Genomic DNA, 20,168 nt, shown 5'->3' on the forward strand with positions numbered 1-20,168 from the left:
GGTGCCATTGCAAAGCGTGGATGATTGCAAGGCGCGAAATCCTGCGTTATCGGGGGGCATGGCGAAATATGCATTGAAAATCGAATACGACGGAAAGCCCTTTAAAGGCTGGCAAAGACAGGCGGATCAGCCCTCTGTTCAGCAAACCATTGAAGAGGCCCTGGGGAAACTTGAGAAAAATGTCCCCTCTATTGTGACGGCGGGGCGCACGGATACAGGCGTGCATGCATTGGGGCAGGTTGCCCATTGCGAAATGCAGAAAGATTGGAAACCGTTCCGCCTGTCCGAAGCCCTGAATTTTCACCTGAAGCCGAACCCTGTATCGATTCTTGATGTGGCGCGGGTGGATGATGAGTTCAGTGCACGGTTTTCTGCCCAGGAACGTCAGTATATTTATCGCATTCTGAACCGCCGCGCGCCTGCAACGTTTCATCGGGGGCAGGTCTGGCGTGTGCCATATTTTTTAGATGTGGATGCGATGCAAGAAGCGGCAGACCATCTGATCGGAACTCATGATTTCACGACTTTTCGGTCTACCATGTGCCAGGCTTCGTCTCCTGTGAAGACAATCGATGAAGCACGCTTTGAGATCCACGACACATTGGAAGGGCGCGAAGTTCAGTTTCACTGTCGAGCGCGCAGTTTCCTGCACAACCAGATCCGGTCACTTATTGGTTCGCTTGAACGCGTTGGCAGTGGGAACTGGACACCGGATGATTTCAAAGATGTCCTGGATGCTATGGATCGTCAGGCCTGCGGTCCGGTTGCCCCGCCGCAGGGATTGTATCTGAGCAAAGTCCGTTATGCCGAAGATGTCTTCACTGGTGAAGGCAGCCATGTAATCTGATTTTCTGGCTATGGCTGGCGAAGCCGTGTTCATATCTGTTGGTAGATCTTGGTTGCAAGATCATGTGTCCGGCCCCTTGCGGAAGCTTTGAAAACCCCCTAAATAGAGTCCCGAGAGGTTGGCGCGGGCAGACGCCTCGCCAACCCGGTCAGATCCGGAAGGAAGCAGCCGTAACGAGTCCCGTTTGGGTCGTTGTCCAGCCTCTCACCTGATTTTCACCCGCACAGGAGGGCATCTGATGATTGTAATGTGTATGCTCCCGGCAGGGTGTGTCTGAAGCTTTCAGCACCGAACAACTGCCGGCAAATCTGCCGCCTGCGCCCGCTTTCTGCGGTGCAAGTTGCGGCGTATTTTACTTTGAACAGGCAGAACAATGTCTTTGAAACTGAATGAACTGACCAGCCTTGGCTGGACCTCTTTCTTTGCTGAACAACTTGATGAAAATGATGCGAATCTGATCCCCGCGCGGATCTCTGAGGTTCGCCGCGATGTGGTGATGGCCCTTTCTGCGGATGGTGTGGTTGATTTGATCACTCCGCCGGATATGTCCGTGTCGGAACTTGCCGTGGGCGACTGGGTGCTTGCACGATCTGAAAACCGTGTCGAACGGGTGCTTGAACGACGCACTCGGATCAATCGGCGGGCTGCGGGCCACGATGCGCGGTCTCAGTTGATTGCCGCGAATGTGGATGTGCTTTTTGTTACGACATCCTGCAACGCAGATTTCAACGCGGCCCGTCTGGAACGTTATCTGGTTATGGCCGCAAGTGCGGGTTGTGTGCCGGTGCTGGTGTTGACCAAAGCTGATCTGGAGGAAGCTGCACCCTATATTGAGCAGGCACAGGAGTTGCAGCTTGGTCTTGCGGTGGTTGCCCTGAATGCGAAAAATCCTGATGCCGTTGCGCAATTGATGGAACATTGGCAGGCTGGGGAAACTGCTGCTCTGCTGGGATCATCCGGTGTTGGTAAATCGACCCTGACCAATGCGCTGACAGGTGTTGTGGATGGTGCTCCGTTGACCGCTGCGATCCGTGAAGATGATGCAAAGGGGCGACACACGACCACCACCCGCAATCTCTACCCCGCTCTCAACGGTCGTTGGGTCATCGATACGCCGGGTATGCGAGAGTTGCAGTTGCTTGACGCGCAAGATGGGATTGGCGCGGTGTTTGCGGATCTGGAAGAGCTTTCGGCTCAGTGCAAGTTTCGCAATTGTGCCCATGGCGGAGAACCTGGCTGCGCGATTGGTGCGGCAATCAAGATAGGTGATCTGTCAGAAGATCGCCTGACACGTTGGCAAAAGCTGACCCAGGAAGATGCGCTGAACACGGAAACGGTGCATGAGGCCCGGTCACGCGGCAAAGCCACGACACGATACCAGCGGCGCACCCAGGAAGAAGCTGCGTCGCGTAAAGGCAAACATAAAAAACGTCGCTGACATTTCAGTATGCGGGCGGTCCGGCGCGCCCCACGGCGATGGCGAAGCCAGCGCAATCCCTCTTATGTAGCGCCCTCGACCAATTGCTCCGGATACTCGTCCCCGTAAGCGCGCAAAAACTCTGACAGCTCTGGCACACCACATAGATCTGCGGCCCGTTTGGGCAGGGGCACACCCGCCTGTAACAGCAGGTCCAGACAGCGCAGATGATCGCGTTTATCGCGGTTCGGGCTATTCTCTGCCCCGTGCATACAAGTGCCCAGATAACTGCCACCATAGGCGTTCACATGATTCAGGTTCACACCCAGCGACAGGAAATACTCCAGCACATCCGCCTGCCCTTCCCAGGCCGCGATCATTGCTGGTGTCAGCCCCATGCCATCGGGCATATCAGGGTCTAACCCAGAGGAAATCAACGATTTCAGCCAAAGAACAGTTACACGATCCAGTGGGATGAGCTCATGCAGGAGATGTTTATAAATCTCAGGGACCTCAGACAGGATTTTCCCTGAATTAGACTCTGTTATAGCATCTGCCAGAGCCTGTTTCAACGGACTCAGCGCGACCTTTGTCCCGGCCCTTGCAAAGACCTCAGCCACCGCATCATTTCCGTAAACCCGCGCCATGGCATAGGCCGTGACGCCCTGCCACAAGCGCGTCAGATCGGCCCCGGCTTCGACTAGGATTTGCGCCATTTCCCCGTCGCAATCGCGGCGTGCAATTTGATGCAGGGCTGGGATCACCCAGGGCGTTTCTCCGCCGACCTCATCTGCATTAAACTCATCCGGGTCGGCGCCATGTGCCAGCAACAGACGCACCGCTGTATGATCATTGAAATCCATCGCCCGCAGCAGCGCATTTGTGCCTTTGGGATTTGCCCCATGTTCCAGAAGCAGCTGCAACATCGCCCCGCGTCCCGGTTCTGTGCAGTGATAAAGCGACTCGCCGTCATCCGGGTCTGCGCCGGCCTCAAGCAGCCAGCGGGTCAGGGGTAGATTGCCCACATGCCCCGACGCCCCGTACAACACCGACAGGCGGTGATCCGTGCCGGGCTGGGCGATACTGTCGTTCACATCTGCACCATGGGCCTTCAGCAGCGCAGCGATTTTCAGCATCTCCGCTTCGCGTTCTGGCCAGATCTGCAGGGTCGGGGAAAAACAGAGATGCGCCATGGGCGAGCGCGGCCCGGCGTGTTTTGTCGCAAGCGCAGGATCACGCTTTAGGGCATGTTCGACGGCCGCCAGATCATAAAGCGCCACCTGCAAGCCGAACTGCCCGCGCGCGAGATCTGGACTGTCCCACATGAGATGCTTCACCACATGCACTTGCCCATTGGCCAGGGCCAGCTTCAGACGTTGCACTTTGGCTGCACGATCCATACCCTGCGTTTCGACAGCCAGCTTCAGCGCGGGCCAGGTCGGAAAGCTTTGTTCCTGCGCCACCACATGCAGGAAATCCGTATGGCGCAACAGTTTGCCAGCAGGACCGGGCGGGTGCATCGAAACCCGCAGCTGCGCATGGGAATCGCCAGCAGCAAAAGCCTGGCCAAGTTGTTTTGCCTGGCGACGGAACCGGTCCAGCGCCTGTGCCGATGTTTCGGGTGTTTGAGAGGTCATAAGGTTCTCCTTCATATCCCCGCCGGTCCGCTGCCCGGGGTCAGGACAAACCAATATGGTCATGTCAGTCTGAAAGAGATGCGCAATAAGCTTTCCGCGGACCAGGGGGCGGTCTCTGATCCGCCTGACAAAAACATGCCAGATCACTGGACGCCAGGCAAGAGGCACCGTAGTCTGTGCAAGCTGATTATTTTGACCCAGGGAATGCATATGTCCGAGACCACAGACACCGGCTATCAGGTGCTGGCGCGTAAGTACCGCCCGGCAAGTTTTGCTGACCTGAAAGGCCAGGACGCCATGGTGCGCACCCTGAAGAATGCCTTTGAAGCCGACCGTATCGCCCAGGCCTTCATGATGACGGGGATTCGCGGAACCGGCAAAACCACCACCGCACGGATCATTGCCAAGGGCATGAACTGTATTGGTGTCGATGGAAATGGCGGCCCGACGACGGAACCCTGCGGGCAGTGTGAACATTGCACATCGATCATGGAAGGCCGCCACGTGGACGTGATCGAGATGGATGGCGCGAGCCAGACCAAGATTGATGACATCCGCTCTAACGTGCTGGATAGCGTGCATTATGCGCCCGCCTCGGCCCGCTATAAGATCTACATCATCGATGAGGTTCACATGCTGTCCAACAGTGCGTTTAACGCGCTGCTCAAGACGCTGGAAGAACCCCCGGCACATGTGAAATTTATCTTTGCGACCACCGAAATCCGCAAGGTGCCGGTCACCGTTCTATCGCGCTGTCAGCGGTTTGATCTGCGCCGGATTGAACCCGAAGTGATGATTGATCACCTGCGCGAAATCGCGGGCAAGGAAAACGGGCAGATCAATGATGATGCCCTGGCCCTGATCACACGTGCTGCAGAAGGCTCGGCGCGGGATGCCATGTCTCTGCTCGATCAGGCGCTATCGCATGGGGCCGGTGAAACCACCGCCGATCAGGTGCGCGCGATGCTGGGCCTTGCAGACCGGGGCCGTGTGCTGGATCTGTTTGATATGATCATGAAAGGCGATGCCGCCAGTGCGCTGACGGAACTGTCTTCGCAATATGCCGATGGGGCTGATCCGATTGCTGTACTGCGCGATCTTGCCGAAATCACCCATTGGGTTTCCGTGATTAAGATCACCCCCGAAGCCGCCGAAGATCCCACCGTCGGCCCGGATGAACGTATGCGCGGCCAGGCCATGGCGGAAGCCCTGCCCATGCGGGTGATGACGCGCATGTGGCAGATGCTGTTGAAGTCCCTTGAAGAAGTCGCGATGGCCCCGAATTCCATGATGGCGGCGGAAATGGCTGTCATTCGCATGACCCATGTGGCCGATCTGCCAACACCGGATGATTTGATTAAAAAACTGCAGAACACACCCGCGCCCTCTGGCCCTGCGCCAACAGGTGGCGGCGGCGGTGGTGGCATGCCTGCGGGCGGCGGCGCAACGGCTTATGGCGGGGCGGCCCCGATGGGCGGCGGCGGTGGCGGGACTGTCACAGCCCTTGCCCCGCAGCAGGAAAACCCGCTCGCACGCTTTGCAGAATTTCGCCATGTGATCGAACTGATCCGGTCGAACCGTGATGCCATGCTGAAGATGGAAATTGAACGTTACGTGCGCCTGGTCAGCTATGCCCCTGGCCGGATCGAGTTCCAACCAACCGATGATGCGCCGGGTGATCTTGCCCAACGTCTTGGCCAGAAGTTGCAGCAATTCACCGGTGCCCGCTGGGCCGTGTCGATTGTGTCTGAGGGCGGTGGCGAAACCATTGATGAGGTGAGAAACGCTGAGAAATACGCGCGTGAAGCTGAAGCCAGATCTCATCCGCTGTTTCAGGCTGTGATCGCGACTTTTCCAGGCGCCAAGATCGCAGAAATCCGCACGGCAAAAGAGTTAGAGCAAAGCGTTGCCGCAGAAGCTTTGCCCGAAGTGGAAGACGAATGGGATCCGTTCGAAGACGAGTGACCCTTGCCGTAATAGCACAGGCGCGATAACACCGGGCAACGCCCCTGCGGGGCTGAAATTAAAAGGAAGATACGATGTTCAAAGGTCTTGGCGGTCTCGGTGATATGGCCGGAATGATGAAAAAAGCCCAGGAAATGCAAAGCAAGATGGGTGAATTGCAGGAACGCTTGGCGACCTTGACTGTGGTTGGTGAAAGCGGTGCGGGCCTTGTGAAAGCAACAGCTACGGCAAAGGGTGAACTGACTGGGTTGGATATTGATCCATCCATCTTTAACCCGGATGAAAAAGAAGTGGTTGAAGACCTGATCTTGGCCGCGATCAAAGACGCACAAGCCAAAGCCCGCGACCGTTCTGAGCGTGAAATGCAAGAGTTGACGCAAAGCCTTGGCCTGCCCGCCGGCATGGATATCCCGGGAATGTAATGTCAGAAGCACCGCGCGAAATTGAAGACCTGATCCGGCTGATGGCAAAATTGCCGGGGCTGGGTCCGCGTTCTGCCAGGCGTGCGGTGCTGCATCTGGTGAAGAAACGCGCATTGCTGCTGACACCTTTGTCGGGGGCCATGCAACAGGTTGCGGAAACAGCCCGTGAATGCATCAGTTGTGGTAATATCGGCACGACCGAACGCTGTGAAATCTGTACATCCGAGAAACGTGCCACGGGTGAAATCTGTATCGTCGAAGATGTCGCCGATCTCTGGGCGATGGAACGCGCGCAGGTTTTTAAAGGGCGCTACCATGTGCTGGGCGGCACACTGTCGGCGCTGGACGCCATCGGGCCGGAAGATTTGGGTATCCCGAAACTGACGGCGCGCTTGAAGGATGAAAATATCACTGAAGTGATCTTGGCCTTAAACGCCACCATCGACGGCCAGACCACCGCCCATTATATCGCGGATGAGTTGGAAGGACGTGGCATTCAGGTGACGTCCCTTGCCCAAGGCGTGCCTGTTGGTGGAGAATTGGACTATCTGGACGACGGCACGATTTCCGCTGCTCTGCGTGCGCGCAGATCCCTTTAATACCTCAAATTAAAAGGCCCCAAGCGTTAACTCGGGGCCAAATCTATTCATTCGTAAAAACCAATTATGGCTGTTCTTCGCCATTGCCTTCCGGCAGGTTGAAGAAGCTGTCGGCGTCTGCGAAGTCATCATCAGACCGCTGGTCTTCGTCTTGTTCCACGATGTCAGCGCCGCCCAAGGTGAAGGCTTCGAGGCCTTCAATCGCGCTTGGTATTTTGGGTTCTTCGACACCGCCAAGGCTTTGTTCAGTAGACACAAGTTTGCGACGTTCTTCGTCTGACATTGCTTCGCCGTCGCGCAGTTTTTTCTCGTTCGCTTTTTGAACGGCTGCATCCAGTTCAGACTGCTTACACAGACCCAGTGCGACCGGATCGATTGGCTGGATGTTTGCAATGTTCCAGTGGGTGCGTTCGCGGATGGCCTGAATGGTTGGCTTGGTTGTGCCGACCAATTTGGACACTTGCGCGTCTGACAGTTCTGGGTGAAATTTCACAAGCCAGTAGATAGACGCCGGGCGATCCTGACGCTTGGACAGAGGTGTATAACGGGGGCCGCGACGTTTTTCTTCGCCTACAGCAGCTGCGTTAAACTTCAGTTTTAGCTTGTGCATGATATCCGCTTCAGCGGCGGAAATTTCGTCTTGAGTCAGCTGGTTGTTGGCAATCGGATCAAAGCCTTTCACACCAGTTGCAACATCACCATCGGCAATGCCCTGCACTTCGAGTTCGTGCAGCTGACAGAAATCAGCGATCTGTTTGAAGCTGAGCGTGGTGTTGTCAACCAGCCATACAGCGGTGGCTTTCGCCATAATTGGTTTGGCCATGGGCCCTCTCCTTAACTTTGACTGACAGTGTGAAACCATAACTTTTTCGTGCCCCCGAAAGGGCGGCCTGTGGCGGTTTTGCCAGCCAGGCGGGTTCACATTGTCGGGGAACTTATCCTGTATATAATACCAAGCTGTAAAAGAGGGAAGAGCAAATGCAAAATTGCAAGTTTTTAAAGATTCTGACGCTGATATTTGCAGGTTTTGCAACATTTGCCCAGGCGGATGGCGAACGCGCCGGTGATTTTGATTACTATGTGTTAAGCCTTTCTTGGTCACCAAACTGGTGTGTGCTGGAAGGTGATGCACGCAATTCTCCGCAGTGCGAAGATGGATCAGGTCATGGCTGGATCTTGCACGGTCTTTGGCCGCAGTACGAGCGCGGTTGGCCGTCTTACTGTCCAACGAACCACCGTAACCCAACGCGTGGCGATACGGCAGAGATGGCTGATATCATGGGCTCGTCTGGTCTGGCTTGGCATCAATGGAACAAACACGGGCGCTGTACTGGGCTGTCGTCGGATGACTATTACGCGCTGTCACGGGATGCTTATGGTCAGGTCACGCGCCCGTCTGTGTTTCGTCGACTTGATGATGCTGTGCGCTTGCCTGCCCGTGTGGTTGAAGAAGCCTTCCTGAAGGAAAACCCAGCGTTAGAGCCTGATATGATATCGGTGACCTGCCGTGACAACCATATTCAGGAAGTGCGGATCTGTCTGACGCCTGAAATGGAACCCCGCACCTGCGGTGAAGATGTGATCCGGGATTGCCGTGCGGAACGGGCTTTGTTTGAGGTGTTGCGGTAATTATCGATCGGAATACATGGTAGGGCAAAGAGTGATCATTTGAAAATGTTCACCATATATGGTAATCACTTTCCAGGTGATTGCTATATGTAGTGTTTTTTCGCTTTTGATACTTGCCTACCTTGTCGGCGTTGATATATTTTTACCCCTACCGTTTGCAAATGAAAGAAAACAATGAAGAATAGAAAACCCTCATCTCACGCTATCGAAATCGCTGAAAAAGTTCTGGTAGGTGAAATAGCTCCTGACAAAATCACCATGGAACTTCTAGCGAGCCAGTATCTGCTACTAGCTTATCGTAAAAAATAGCCTGTGACGAGCGTGCTCGAACCAAGTCGGTTGATTTAGTGTGGAATTTTTTTGAGATTGACGGTGGTGGCGTGGGGGAGACTTGAACTCCCGACCTCTCGATTATGAGTCGAGCGCTCTAACCAACTGAGCTACCGCGCCATACCGTGGTACTCCCTAGGGGAATCGAACCCCTCTTTTCAGGTTGAAAACCTGACGTCCTAACCGATAGACGAAGGGAGCACCGTTCGGTGAGCGGGTATTAGCTTGTCGCCGGAGACTCGGCAAGAGGAAAAACAGAAGATTTTGGATTCTTTTTCGATTTTTCTGCGCCATGGTTTTTGGGCTGTGCCGATGGGGAAACATTGACCTGTCGAAATCCCGGATCACAAGGCGAAATCCGGGTCTGTTCGGGATGGTTCCGATGGAATCAGTTGTTTCTGATCGCCTTTTTCGCGGCCACCCGTTCCCGCCAAAGCGCAAAGACGCCGGCACCAACAACCACAACTGTGCCGATCATCACATTGGTGCGCAGGGTTTCCCCAAGAAGGGTTACGCCCAGTATGCTGACCCAGACCAGTTGCAGATAAGCAAAAGGTTGCACGGCGCTGGCTTCGGCCACGGCATAGCATTTTATCAGCAGCCAATGGCCCAGAACCCCAGAGAAACATAATGTTATCATCCAGACCCAGTCGTCACTCGCCATGGGTTTCCAGAACCAGATGCCCACCAATGTCATCGCGACGGAACCGCCAATACCTGTCCAGAAAAAGCTGATCATAGCACTGTCCTTGCGGGAGGCATATCGTGTGAGCAACCCATAGAGCGCAAACATGGCAGCCCCCAGTAGCGGAACAAGGGCCGCAATGGAAAAGACGCCACTGCCTGGTTGCAGAATGATCAGGATACCCACAAAACCAATGGCGATGGCGATCATCCGTTTCCAGCCCACCTGTTCCCCCAGCACTGGACCGGACAAGAGGGCGACAATAAGCGGATAACAGGCAAAAACAGCGTGAGATTCGATCAGGCCAAGCCAGACGAAGGCCAGCACCGTGACACAGATTTCCGCGGCCAGAAGGACACCACGAAAAATCTGCAGGCCAAGTTGTTCGGTTTTCAGCGCCTGGGTTAGAATGCCCTGACGTTTCGCAAGAAAAATGACAAAGGCGGCGAAGAACCAATAGCGGATCATCACCACCATCAAAACGTTGTATTCATCAGCTAGGTGGCGCGAGAGCCCGTCTTGCACCGCAAAAACCAGGGTGGTGGCGGTCATCAGCCAGATCCCCAGGCGGGTGTTGTTTTCGCTCATTTTGTGGTCCTTAACCTTCTGGCCTTAAAATCCCGGTGCTCATATGGCGTTTGCGGCCAAAGCCCGGCACGCGGGTCACATCAAATCCGGCGGCGTCTAATGTGCGACGCACAAAGCCTGCTGCTGTATATGTGGCGAAAGTCCCGCCCTTTGCTGTGTTCTTTGCGACCCCGTGTAAAATTTCTGTGGACCAGAGCTCGGGGTTCTTTGCGGGGGCGAAACCATCAAGAAACCATGCGTCTGCGAATAAATTTAACTTGGGCAATATTTCACGTGCATCCCCAATATGTATGTTTGCGACAAGCCCGGGCAGTTCGATCTGTCTGTTGCCTGCGTTCCATTGATCTAGGAAAGGTGCAGCAATGGCGTGGGCTTCGGGGAAGTGAGACAGGGCCTGATCCATTTCAGAAGCCTGCATTGGGAAGGCTTCGAAGGATGTGAAATGCAACGTGCCCGTCTGATCTGTTTCCCGCCACATCAGATATGTCGCAAGCATGTTCAATCCCGTGCCGAAACCCAGTTCTGCGATGTGAAACCCATCGCGAAAGCGCGCGGGAAGGCCATTGCCGCCTAGGAAAACATGACGCGTTTCCTCAAGCCCGTTGACGACGGAAAAATACGGATCATCAAAGCGGTCTGAGACAGGCACGCCATCATCACGCCAAGAGAGTTGCGGGTCTTGTGTATCTTGCATCTGAGGCCCCAAAGGTGCAGAGGTGAAAGCAGGGTTTACCAATACGAAAGCACACGGAAATGGCAATGGCTGATGTGACGATCTATGGCGCGGGGATTGCCGGGCTGACGCTGGCCTGGACCTGTGTGCAACGTGGTGCAAAGGTACAGGTCTGGGATAAACGTGCACCTGGCGCTGGGGCCAGCGGTGGTCTGGTCGGGGCACTTGCCCCCCATGTGCCGGAAAACTGGAACCCGAAGAAAGCCTTTCAGTTTGAAAGCCTTATGATGGCAGAACCCTTTTGGGCAGAAATCGGTGCGGCGGCGGGCATGGACCCGGGATACAGCCGGTCTGGACGTTTGCAGCCGATTTCGGATGGGGCGGCATTATTGTTGGCACGGTCGCGCCTGGAAAACGCCAAGGTTCTTTGGGAAGGACAGGCACGTTGGGATGTCGTTCAGGCTGAGAGAGCCGGGGCATGGGCCCCAAAAACCCCCAGTGGCTGGCTGATCCATGACACGCTGACTGCACGTTTGAGCCCGCGCAAAGCCTGCGCTGCGCTGGTTGCGGCAATCAAGGCGGAAGGCGGACGAATTTTGCCTGTGGATGCGGAACCTGAACCTGAGGGCAAGGTTGTTTACGCGACGGGATATGAGGGTTTGCTGGAGTTGTCAGAAGTCTTCGAAAAACCTGTTGGAAATGGTGTAAAGGGGCAAGGGGCTTTGCTGAATTATGACGCCGGCGACGCGCCGCAACTGTTTGCGGATGGCGTTCATATTGTGCCGCATGCGAATGGAACTGTGGCAATAGGTTCGACTTCGGAACGTGAATTTGAATCCCCTGATAGCGTAGATGAACAGCTTGATGCGGTGATCGAAAAGGCAATGAAAGCTGTTCCGGTTTTGCAAGGGGTTGATGTGGTGGAACGCTGGGCCGGTGTGCGTCCGCGTGCCAAATCTCGTGCGCCGATGATTGGTGCCGTGCCCGGTGCGCAGAATGTTTTTGTCAGCAATGGTGGCTTTAAGATCGGTTTTGGCATGGCCCCAAAGATCGCAACGATTATGGCGGATCTTGTGTTGGATGATGTCGATACTATCCCGGATGATTTTCGGGTTGAGGCAAATATTTAGCGATATTTGGCGCTGGCTTCGACGATTAGACGACCATCTGCGCCACGCAATTGCCAGCAATCACTGAATTCGCAGAAATCCCCGTCCTCTCCGGCGAAGAAGGGCGCTGAATTGCGCCATTCAAATCCGGCCAAATCGCCTTTTTCAGCAGCCATTTGCATCATGATCTGCGCCAAAAGCGGGCCGTGCACGACGATGCCGGGATAGCCTTCTACGTCTTGCGCATAGGGTTCATCATAATGGATGCGATGGCCGTTCAGTGTCAGGGCAGAGTAGCGGAACAAGGTTGTGGGACTGAAGATTTGAGTGACCTTGCGAATCTCGTCGACACGGGCCTGTTTTACAACCGGTTTAGGGCCATCCGGGGCGGGATCTTGGCGAAACACAAGGATCTGGCGTTCGGTAACGCAGAGCTTGTCGTTTTGCGATATATCATGCCGTATTGTGCAGAATCCCAGCGGGCCAGAGCGCCCGTTTTTCAATTGAACGTCTTCAATGGTAGAGGTTTTTACAGCTTCGTGCCCAATCAACAGCGGCGCATGAAATAGCAACGCGCCACTGGCCCACATACGACGTGGCAGACCCAGATCCGGGATGAATTGCCCTTTTGCCGTATGTCCGTCACGGCCAAGTTGGGCTTCGGCCAGGGGATCCCAGAAATAGATCTGATGCCAGAAAGGGGGCAGGGAATCACTGATCTTGGGGGTATCACCGTCACAGCCCAGGACCACATGCAAAGCCTGCGCACGGGCAGGGTCAAGTTGGCAGGAAATAACCTGCTGTTTGCCGATATTATGTATCATAGGCGGATCATATCCCGTGACGAAGCAATTGTCAGGCGTGGATGTGATGGTATGGTGCTGGCATGTCCGAAAGACCGCAACTCACTTCGCTGGATCACCTGGTTCTGACTGTGGCCAGTCTAGAAACAACCATCGCCTTCTATGGCCGCGTGCTGGGCATGAAGGTGGACGAGTTCCAGCCGGCAGATGGATCTACACGTTATGCGTTACAGTTTGGGGCTCAGAAAATTAACTTGCACCAGGCGGGGCAGGAGTTTGAACCCCATGCACAACACCCAAGCCCTGGGACTGCAGATCTGTGTTTTCTCAGTGGAACGGATCTGGAGGATTGGCAGTCACATCTTGTGGATCATGATGTGACCATAATCGAAGGCCCACTGCACCGAACCGGGGCTTGCGGGCCTTTGATGTCGATTTATATTTGCGATCCGGATGGCAATCTGATCGAGATTTCTAACCAGATTTAACGGATGGCTTCGGCCTTTAGGGCTTCCATCAGGGTTGTCAGGCCTTGTGCGTATCGGTCGTTGCTGAGATGCCCGTTATCGTCAAATTCGTTATGTGCACCGGCAATGCCGACTTCGGGTCCGGTCAGAAGGCGGGGTTGGAAGGGGGTCATTGCAAGGCGCAGACTGTAAGTCGCACGTGCACCACCTGCACGGCCCGCAGCGGCAGATATGATTGCGACAGGTTTGTCTTTCCAAGGATTGCCTTCGGTACGGCTGACCCAATCAAGCGCATTTTTCAGAACACCAGACAGGGCCTGATTATATTCGGGGGTGGAAATGACGACGGCATCGGCCGCCGCGATCTGATCAGCGAGGGTCTGGACACTGGCCGGGATGCCATCAATTGCTTCGACATCACCATCGTAAAGTGGGACGTTCAAATCGGCTTCGGTAAATGACGCACCGGACAGACGCCCGGCTTCGCGGATAAGTTTACGGTTGAAAGAATCCTGACGCAGGGATCCGGAAAGACCAAGAAGAGAAAAGTCAGACATATGGGTTTACCTGTGCTGTGTGAACATATCTGCCCCCAGCATGGCCGGGCTGTGCGCGCAGGTAAACCTTTTCATATATACATCTATTGCGCGATTTCGCACAGAAGTTGCGATTTAAGACCCGAGTAGCGTGCAGGTGCCATGTTCTTCACCAAACAGATCACCACCGTAGCTGACTTCAAATTTGCCGCTGTCCGTGTGTACCGTCAGGTTGATCGAAGAATTGTCCTTTATGTAGACATAGCTGACAGTATCGAGACCGGAAAAGATCATGACTTCCTTTTCTTCACCGTTCATTGCGTAAGTGCCGATTTCTTCACCGGCATTCTGATGAACAGTGAAAACATGGGACAGATCTTTTTCGGAAATACATTCGTAATGATGTCCGATGGTCAGCATGTCAGTGATTTGGTGCTCTCCGCTTTCTCCATGTTCCGCCTGCGCGTAAATAGAGCTGGGGGTGAGAGCGAGCAGTAAGAAAATTGCGCGTTTCATGTACTTCCCTGTTTTACGATAATGGACCCTTAGGATCCGGAACTTGTTAAGTGGGTAAAAAGAAAAACCACTTATGATTGCGAGGCTAAAAGTGAATTGAGTCAAAGTTGTGAAGAATTTTTGAAAACTAATTTCTTAACGTTCTGTTAACCAGGGTTGGCTCAGGCTGTTTATGTGAAGTCACTGTCTAAGGGCGCAGATCATGCAAAGGCTAAACATCTCTGTGGTGCTGAGTATGGCACTCTTGTCTGCGGCCTGTTCCGGACCCGGTGTTCGAATGATGGGTGTTTCTGGCCAAGAAGTGACCGTAGAGGGTTCCCTGTTCACTGTGTATATCAAAGGTAATGCGGCTGAAGCGGTCCGGACAAGTTTTGAGTTCCCGGCCAGGATAAGCACCGTTTTCCCTAGGGCGCGCATCGCGATAGAACAGGTTTCCGGATGTCGCATTCCGGATGGTAACCTGCATGGTGATGCGGCCCTGATCCGGGCGCGGATTGTGTGTTAATCTAGGTCAGACAGGTTTTTCCATAAACAGGCTGATTGGATCATCCGGGTAATCACCAAAGGGGCCACGATAGACGTAGCCGTGATTTTCGTACAGCTTGTGGGCAGCCTTCAGGGCATCACCGGTTTCAAGCCGGATCAGGGGCAGCTTTAGATCAGCTGCAGCGTTGTCAATATGAGCCAGCAGTTTCTGCCCCAACTGTTTGCCCCGTGCGTCTGGATCGACAAACATGGATTTTAGCTCACCATAGCCATCTTTTGCAGCAAGCGCGGCGCAGCCCATGATCGCACCGTCCACACGTGCGACGAAAAAATGGATGTCTGGCGTACACAGGGCGTCAATGGACAGGAAGTGATTGCTATCTGCGGGAAACAGATCCTGCATTAGCGCGTGACTTTGTTGCAAAAGGCGGGTTGCTGCGGGATCTCGGGGATCACCAGTTTCAATAACAACGGACATGTTTTCTCCTGTGCGGGACTAAGGAAACCTGACGTTTCCCTGTGTGTAAAAGCAACGTAGAACGTGGGAATTGCCCAAAATTCGTGCAGATCGACTGTGGAGGGCAGGCCACGGTTGAAACCGGCCATGGGTATTCTTCGTTGACTCAGCCCTGCCAGTTTCACAAGTTGGTGCACTATTAGAATCGTAACAGGCAGATTTTGCAGTTTTCACGCCTTAAACTTAATGGCTTTAAAAGCTTCGTTGATCCGACGGACCTTCTGATACAGGAAGGGCTGACTGGCGTGGTCGGACCGAATGGTTGTGGCAAATCAAATTTGCTGGAAGCGCTGCGCTGGGTAATGGGGGAAAACCGGCCATCTGCGATGCGTGGCGGGGGCATGGAAGATGTGATTTTTGCTGGGGCGTCGACACGTCCTGCACGCAATTTTGCAGAAGTTGTCCTGCATATTGATAATTCAGAACGTCTGGCACCTGCGGGGTTTAACGAAGAAGACGTGTTGGAAGTCACCCGCCGGATCACCCGGGATGCGGGCAGCGCGTATAAAGCGAACACCAAAGATGTCCGCGCACGTGATATTCAGATGTTGTTCGCTGATGCATCGACCGGATCACATTCCCCCGCGCTTGTGCGTCAGGGCCAGATCGCGGAACTGATCAATTCCAAACCCAAAGCACGCCGCCGGATTCTTGAGGAAGCCGCTGGTATCTCGGGGCTCTATCAGCGTCGCCATGAGGCAGAACTGAAACTGAAAGGTGCTGAAACCAATTTGACCCGTGTGGATGATGTGATTGATCAGCTTGCGGCCCAGATTGCAACGCTTGCCCGTCAAGCCCGTCAGGCAGAACGTTATCGTATTATTGGTACCGATTTGCGCAGGGCTGAGGGGCTTTTGCTGTTTCGTCGCTGGAAAGAAGCAGATGAAGCTCGTTTAATTGCAGATGCACATCTGCGCGAAGCGATTGTTCTGGCGTCACAGGCAGAAAGTCAGGTGCGCGAGAAGGCTAAGCTGCGGATCGAAGCGGATGAAAAACTGCCCCCATTGCGGGAAGAAGAAGCCATCGCAGCCGCGTTGCTGCAACGCCTGCAGGTGCAACGTGACACATTAAGTGATCAGGAAGACAACGCCCGCCAGGTGATTGAACGGTTGGAAGCTCGGATTGAACAGCTAGTGCGTGACAAAGAACGTGAAACCGGGCTGAACCGCGATGCGGGTGAAACCATCGAACGTCTAGAGTGGGAACAGGATCAGATTGCCAAGGCGACAGATGGACATGAGGAAAAGCTGTATATCGCGGAAGACCAAAGCCGTGAAGGTGCATCCATCCTGCAAGAACGCGAAGACGATCTTGCAGAGCTGACAGAAGATGTAGCCCGTCTTGCTGCACGGCACCAGTCGGTGAACCGTTTGCTGGATGATACCCGAAAAACACTGGCGAAAAACGAAAGTGATGCACAACGTGCCCGCCAGGATATGGCATTTTCGCAGGAAGCCGAAGTTCAGGCACGAGACAGTCTGACTATTGCATCTGACGCCCGAGAAAATGCCCAGGCCGCAGCAGAAGAAGCTGATATCTCCTTAAGTGTTGCGGACCAAGCAAGGGAAGAAGCCCAAGAACAGGAATCTGATGCCCGTGCGGAACGTTCAGAAGCAGAAGGGGAAGCCAATGCCTTGCGGGCAGAGGTGGCAGCGCTTGCGCGGCTTGTGGAGCGAGACAGAGGCGAACATGGCCAGTTGCTGGATCATGTGAAAGTGGTTGATGGTTACGAACTGGCGCTGGGCGCAGCGCTGGCGGATGATCTGAAGTCGCCTGAAATTTCTGCTGAAGATGTATCTGGTTGGGCTCTGATGCCGGGATATGATGTGACCCAGGATCTGCCTGCCGGGGCCGCTCCGCTTGGGTCGCATGTCACCGTGCCCGATGTTCTGTCCCGTCGGATCGCACAGGTAGGGCTTGTGTCACAGGCGGATGGGCCCGATTTGCAGGCGGCTTTGTTGCCTGGGCAACGTCTGGTCAGCCGTGAAGGCGATCTCTGGCGTTGGGATGGGTTTCGTTTGGGGGCCGAGGATGCCCCGTCTGCTGCGGCAATGCGTTTGCAACAGTTGAACCGCTTGGCTGAACTGAAACGGGCCATGGAAGATGCAACACAACGTGCGGAAACTGCGGTGCAGGGGCATGAAGATCTGACGCGTCTTTTATCGCAACGTACGGAAGCAGACCGCGCTGCGCGTGAAGCGCGCAAACACGCAGATCGTGCGCTTGCGGATGCGACCCGCGCTATGTCATCTGCCGAAGCTGATTTGTCCATTGCCGGTGGCAAGCTTGAAAGCCTTGGTCTTGCGGTGGCGCGGTTTGAAGAAGAGGCTATGTCAGCGCGTCAGGCCGTTCAGGAAGCCGAGGCACAGGTGGCTGGGCTGGGTGATCTGGATGCCGCGCGGGCGTCTGTCGAAGACATCAAAATGACCGTTGAAGCGGCCCGTATGACTATGATGTCAAAACGATCCGCCTATGAGGAACTACGCCGAGAAGGCGAAGCGCGACTGAAGCGCAAGCAGGAAATCATCAAAGAGATGTCCGGCTGGCGGCACCGTTTGCAGACTGCTGAAAAGCAATTGGCTGAAGTCGATGAACGCCGCGAAAAAACTTTGGTTGAACTGAAAGATGCGTCAACTGCACCTGATGAACTGGCGGCGAAACGCGAAGAGTTGACGGATGCCATCGAAGAAGCGCAGGAACGACGCATAGAAGCCGCAGACTGTTTGGCGGAAGGCGAAACAAACCTGCGTGAGGTGACAGAGGCCGAGCGTACGGCTGAACGTACGGCATCGGAAGCGCGTGAAACCCGTGCCCGTGGTGAAGCCCGTTCGGAAGCTGCGCGTGAGGCGGTCAGCTATGCCGAAGAACGCATCAATGAAGAGCAGGAATGCACACCTGCTGTTCTGCTGGAAACCCTAGAGATCGACCCGGATGCAATGCCACCCGTTGAGACGATTGAAGCTGATGTGAACCGGCTGAAACGTCAACGTGAATCGCTGGGTGCAGTGAACCTGCGGGCGGAAGAAGACAGCAAGGAGGTGCGTGAAGAACATGACGCACTTGCGATCGAAAAGGACGACCTAGAAGAGGCGATTAAGGCGCTACGTTCGGGAATTGCCAGTCTGAACAAGGAAGGGCGAGAACGCCTATTGGCGGCATTTGATCAAGTGAATTCAAATTTCTCAGTGTTGTTTACGCATCTGTTTGGCGGAGGTGAGGCAAAGCTTGTTCTGGTGGAAAGCGATGATCCGCTGGAAGCAGGGCTTGAGATCATGTGTCAGCCACCGGGTAAAAAACTTTCGACACTGTCCCTGTTGTCAGGTGGCGAACAAACCCTGACAGCCATGGCCCTGATCTTTGCGGTGTTCCTTGCAAACCCCGCCCCAATTTGTGTCTTGGACGAGGTCGATGCGCCGCTTGATGACGCGAACGTCACGCGGTTTTGTGATCTGTTGGATGAAATGTGTCGCCGCACGAAAACCCGTTTCTTGATCATCACCCACCATGCAGTGACCATGGCCAGGATGGATCGATTGTTTGGTGTGACGATGGCAGAGCAAGGCGTGAGCCAGCTGGTTTCAGTGGATCTGAAAAACGCTGAGTCTCTCGTGGCGTAACGGGGAAGGGGGCGCAGCCCCATCAGCAAGCTGACTTCCCTAGGGTATTTGAGACAAGAGGAAATGGGGCGAAATTTCATCGCCCCATTTTAGCTTAGAGCGTGTTGAGCAGTTCAACTGTGGGCCAGGCATCTGCGGGCAAACCCAGACGGATTTGTTCGGCCTGTACAGCTGCGCGGGTTTTTGCGCCAAGGATGCCGTCTACACCACCAACATCATGACCACGGTTCTGCAGTTTTCGTTGCAGGCTTTCCATCTGATTTCCAGAGAGCGCAGGCGTCGGGTTCCCCGCGTTATAACGTGCAGCCCCTTCAAGGCGGTTTGCGAAATAGGCGGCAGTGGTCACGTAGACGAAGCTTTTATTCCATTCAAAGTATACATGGAAATTCGGATAGGCGAGGAAAGCCGGGCCGTTGCGCCCCATTGGCAGCAGAACGGATGCCTGCAAATTGTTTGCGGCCAGGTTGCCTTCGCGGGCCTGGACGCCCATGCGTTGCCAGTCGCGCACAGATGCCGTGTGGTTCAGGCCGGTGCGGGCCCAGTCCAGATTTGATGGCACGGTGATTTCCTGAAGCCAGGGTTCCCCCGCGCGCCAACCAAGGCTGCGCAACATGTTGGCACCAGAGAGCAAGGCGTCAGGTGCAGAGGTTTTCAGGCTGACCTGGCCATCGCCATCGCCATCAATGCCGTTGCGGATGATGTCTTCGGGCAGCATCTGCACCATGCCGATTTCACCGGCCCACGCACCCTGGGTGCGCGCAGGATCAAAATTGTCACGTTCGTAAAGCTCAAGCGCTGCGAACACCTGAGGGCGGAACAGTTCCGGGCGGCGGCAGTCGTGGGCAAGGGTTACAAGTGAATTCAAGGTGTTGAAGTCGCCCTGGACTGCGCCAAAATCGGTCTCAAAAGCCCAGAAGGCCAGAAGAACACCACGGGAGACGCCATATTCGCGTTCCATCCGGTCAAAAACAGCGCTGTAACGTTGCGCATTGCGGCGGCCATTGTCGATGCGCCCTTGGGAAATCAGACGTTGGGAAAATTCAAGGAAATCTTTCTGAAATACACCTTGTGATCGGTCTGCACGTAACGTGGCCTGATCTTGGCGGACGTTGGCGAAGAAACGATCAACGGTTGCCCGGTCATGGCCGCTTTGGCGTGCTTCGCGCTTCAGACCGTTTACGAAATTGTTGAAACCGCCGCCGCAGCCTTGGGCGTAGGCCGTTGTCGTGGAAATCAGCAGGGCTGCGCCTGCCAGAAAAGAAGAAAATCGCATATGATGCTCCTGCAAATTTGGCGCAGGATAGGTCGCACGTCACCGTCTGGCA

General features: G+C 54.8%; 19 protein-coding genes, 2 tRNA genes and 1 other RNA gene. 11 read left to right on the forward strand and 11 right to left on the reverse strand.

Annotation, left to right across the window (positions count from 1 at the left end; genetic code table 11):
- Window positions 1-58 precede the first annotated feature (58 nt).
- From truA to rsgA, 3 genes are all read left to right on the forward strand, one after another.
- The gene (truA, locus tag ACPGUT_RS00650; protein ID WP_423988273.1) at window positions 59-847 is read left to right on the forward strand and encodes a tRNA pseudouridine(38-40) synthase TruA; all 789 of its coding nucleotides are present in this window, start codon (window positions 59-61) and stop codon (window positions 845-847) included.
- A 112-nt stretch (window positions 848-959) separates the two neighbouring features.
- Window positions 960-1,056, forward strand: an RNA gene (ffs, locus tag ACPGUT_RS00655) — signal recognition particle sRNA small type.
- Between the two features lie 164 nt (window positions 1,057-1,220).
- On the forward strand, window positions 1,221-2,285 hold the full coding sequence (rsgA, locus tag ACPGUT_RS00660) for a ribosome small subunit-dependent GTPase A (protein ID WP_423988274.1): 1,065 nt from the start codon (window positions 1,221-1,223) through the stop codon (window positions 2,283-2,285).
- Window positions 2,286-2,347: 62 nt separating this feature from the next.
- Here the strand turns inward: rsgA and ACPGUT_RS00665 are convergent, their stop codons facing one another.
- Complete coding sequence (locus ACPGUT_RS00665; protein WP_423988276.1) at window positions 2,348-3,901, reverse strand: ankyrin repeat domain-containing protein; 1,554 nt, start codon at window positions 3,899-3,901, stop codon at window positions 2,348-2,350.
- 210 nt (window positions 3,902-4,111) lie between these two features.
- On the opposite strand from ACPGUT_RS00665, the gene ACPGUT_RS00670 reads away from it, so the two are divergent.
- From ACPGUT_RS00670 to recR, 3 genes are all read left to right on the forward strand, one after another.
- Window positions 4,112-5,866, forward strand: coding sequence for a DNA polymerase III subunit gamma/tau (locus ACPGUT_RS00670; protein WP_423988278.1), 1,755 nt, complete (start codon window positions 4,112-4,114; stop codon window positions 5,864-5,866).
- A gap of 74 nt (window positions 5,867-5,940) precedes the next feature.
- The gene (locus tag ACPGUT_RS00675) at window positions 5,941-6,288 is read left to right on the forward strand and encodes a YbaB/EbfC family nucleoid-associated protein (protein ID WP_423988280.1); all 348 of its coding nucleotides are present in this window, start codon (window positions 5,941-5,943) and stop codon (window positions 6,286-6,288) included.
- Entirely contained in the window at window positions 6,288-6,887 is a 600-nt protein-coding gene (recR, locus tag ACPGUT_RS00680) for a recombination mediator RecR (RefSeq protein WP_423988282.1), read from the forward strand. The genes ACPGUT_RS00675 and recR overlap by 1 nt, the downstream gene beginning before the upstream one ends.
- Before the next feature lie 64 nt (window positions 6,888-6,951).
- On the opposite strand, the gene ACPGUT_RS00685 is transcribed toward recR, so the two are convergent.
- Window positions 6,952-7,710, reverse strand: a complete 759-nt coding sequence (locus tag ACPGUT_RS00685) for a DUF1013 domain-containing protein (protein WP_423988284.1) — start codon at window positions 7,708-7,710, stop codon at window positions 6,952-6,954.
- Between the two features lie 155 nt (window positions 7,711-7,865).
- On the opposite strand from ACPGUT_RS00685, the gene ACPGUT_RS00690 reads away from it, so the two are divergent.
- Window positions 7,866-8,516, forward strand: coding sequence for a ribonuclease T2 family protein (locus tag ACPGUT_RS00690; protein ID WP_423988286.1), 651 nt, complete (start codon window positions 7,866-7,868; stop codon window positions 8,514-8,516).
- A 373-nt stretch (window positions 8,517-8,889) separates the two neighbouring features.
- On the opposite strand, the gene ACPGUT_RS00695 is transcribed toward ACPGUT_RS00690, so the two are convergent.
- The 4 genes from ACPGUT_RS00695 to mnmD form a co-directional block, all read right to left on the reverse strand.
- Window positions 8,890-8,966, reverse strand: a tRNA-Met gene (locus ACPGUT_RS00695).
- Window positions 8,967-8,972: 6 nt separating this feature from the next.
- Window positions 8,973-9,047, reverse strand: a tRNA-Glu gene (locus ACPGUT_RS00700).
- A 187-nt stretch (window positions 9,048-9,234) separates the two neighbouring features.
- The gene (locus tag ACPGUT_RS00705; RefSeq protein ID WP_423988288.1) at window positions 9,235-10,119 is read right to left on the reverse strand and encodes a DMT family transporter; all 885 of its coding nucleotides are present in this window, start codon (window positions 10,117-10,119) and stop codon (window positions 9,235-9,237) included.
- Between the two features lie 10 nt (window positions 10,120-10,129).
- Window positions 10,130-10,813, reverse strand: a complete 684-nt coding sequence (mnmD, locus tag ACPGUT_RS00710) for a tRNA (5-methylaminomethyl-2-thiouridine)(34)-methyltransferase MnmD (protein ID WP_423988290.1) — start codon at window positions 10,811-10,813, stop codon at window positions 10,130-10,132.
- A gap of 59 nt (window positions 10,814-10,872) precedes the next feature.
- Here mnmD and ACPGUT_RS00715 point away from each other — a divergent pair, with 59 nt between their 5' ends.
- Window positions 10,873-11,922: an NAD(P)/FAD-dependent oxidoreductase gene (locus tag ACPGUT_RS00715; RefSeq protein WP_423988291.1), complete on the forward strand. Its 1,050-nt coding sequence runs from the start codon at window positions 10,873-10,875 to the stop codon at window positions 11,920-11,922.
- Here ACPGUT_RS00715 and ACPGUT_RS00720 read toward each other — a convergent pair.
- Window positions 11,919-12,725, reverse strand: a complete 807-nt coding sequence (locus ACPGUT_RS00720; protein ID WP_423988293.1) for an FAS1-like dehydratase domain-containing protein — start codon at window positions 12,723-12,725, stop codon at window positions 11,919-11,921. The genes ACPGUT_RS00715 and ACPGUT_RS00720 overlap by 4 nt on opposite strands.
- Before the next feature lie 62 nt (window positions 12,726-12,787).
- Here ACPGUT_RS00720 and ACPGUT_RS00725 point away from each other — a divergent pair, with 62 nt between their 5' ends.
- Window positions 12,788-13,192 carry a VOC family protein gene (locus ACPGUT_RS00725; RefSeq protein WP_423988294.1) on the forward strand — a complete coding sequence of 135 codons (405 nt, stop codon included), beginning with the start codon at window positions 12,788-12,790 and terminating at the stop codon, window positions 13,190-13,192.
- On the opposite strand, the gene ACPGUT_RS00730 is transcribed toward ACPGUT_RS00725, so the two are convergent.
- Window positions 13,189-13,728 (reverse strand): NADPH-dependent FMN reductase, encoded by a 540-nt coding sequence (locus ACPGUT_RS00730; protein ID WP_423988296.1) that lies wholly within the window; start codon window positions 13,726-13,728, stop codon window positions 13,189-13,191. The genes ACPGUT_RS00725 and ACPGUT_RS00730 overlap by 4 nt on opposite strands.
- Window positions 13,729-13,842: 114 nt before the next feature.
- Window positions 13,843-14,223, reverse strand: a complete 381-nt coding sequence (locus ACPGUT_RS00735; RefSeq protein ID WP_423988297.1) for a hypothetical protein — start codon at window positions 14,221-14,223, stop codon at window positions 13,843-13,845.
- 235 nt (window positions 14,224-14,458) lie between these two features.
- Between ACPGUT_RS00735 and ACPGUT_RS00740 the strand changes: the two genes are divergently transcribed.
- Complete coding sequence (locus ACPGUT_RS00740; RefSeq protein WP_423988299.1) at window positions 14,459-14,728, forward strand: hypothetical protein; 270 nt, start codon at window positions 14,459-14,461, stop codon at window positions 14,726-14,728.
- Between the two features lie 6 nt (window positions 14,729-14,734).
- Here the strand turns inward: ACPGUT_RS00740 and ACPGUT_RS00745 are convergent, their stop codons facing one another.
- The gene (locus ACPGUT_RS00745; RefSeq protein WP_423988300.1) at window positions 14,735-15,187 is read right to left on the reverse strand and encodes a GNAT family N-acetyltransferase; all 453 of its coding nucleotides are present in this window, start codon (window positions 15,185-15,187) and stop codon (window positions 14,735-14,737) included.
- 200 nt (window positions 15,188-15,387) lie between these two features.
- Between ACPGUT_RS00745 and smc the strand changes: the two genes are divergently transcribed.
- On the forward strand, window positions 15,388-18,843 hold the full coding sequence (gene smc, locus ACPGUT_RS00750; RefSeq protein ID WP_423988302.1) for a chromosome segregation protein SMC: 3,456 nt from the start codon (window positions 15,388-15,390) through the stop codon (window positions 18,841-18,843).
- 94 nt (window positions 18,844-18,937) lie between these two features.
- Here the strand turns inward: smc and ACPGUT_RS00755 are convergent, their stop codons facing one another.
- Window positions 18,938-20,116 carry a lytic murein transglycosylase gene (locus ACPGUT_RS00755; RefSeq protein WP_423988303.1) on the reverse strand — a complete coding sequence of 393 codons (1,179 nt, stop codon included), beginning with the start codon at window positions 20,114-20,116 and terminating at the stop codon, window positions 18,938-18,940.
- Window positions 20,117-20,168 lie beyond the last annotated feature (52 nt).

It is taken from the genome of Halocynthiibacter sp. (genome assembly GCF_049608145.1).
Classification (GTDB): Bacteria; Pseudomonadota; Alphaproteobacteria; order Rhodobacterales; family Rhodobacteraceae; genus Halocynthiibacter.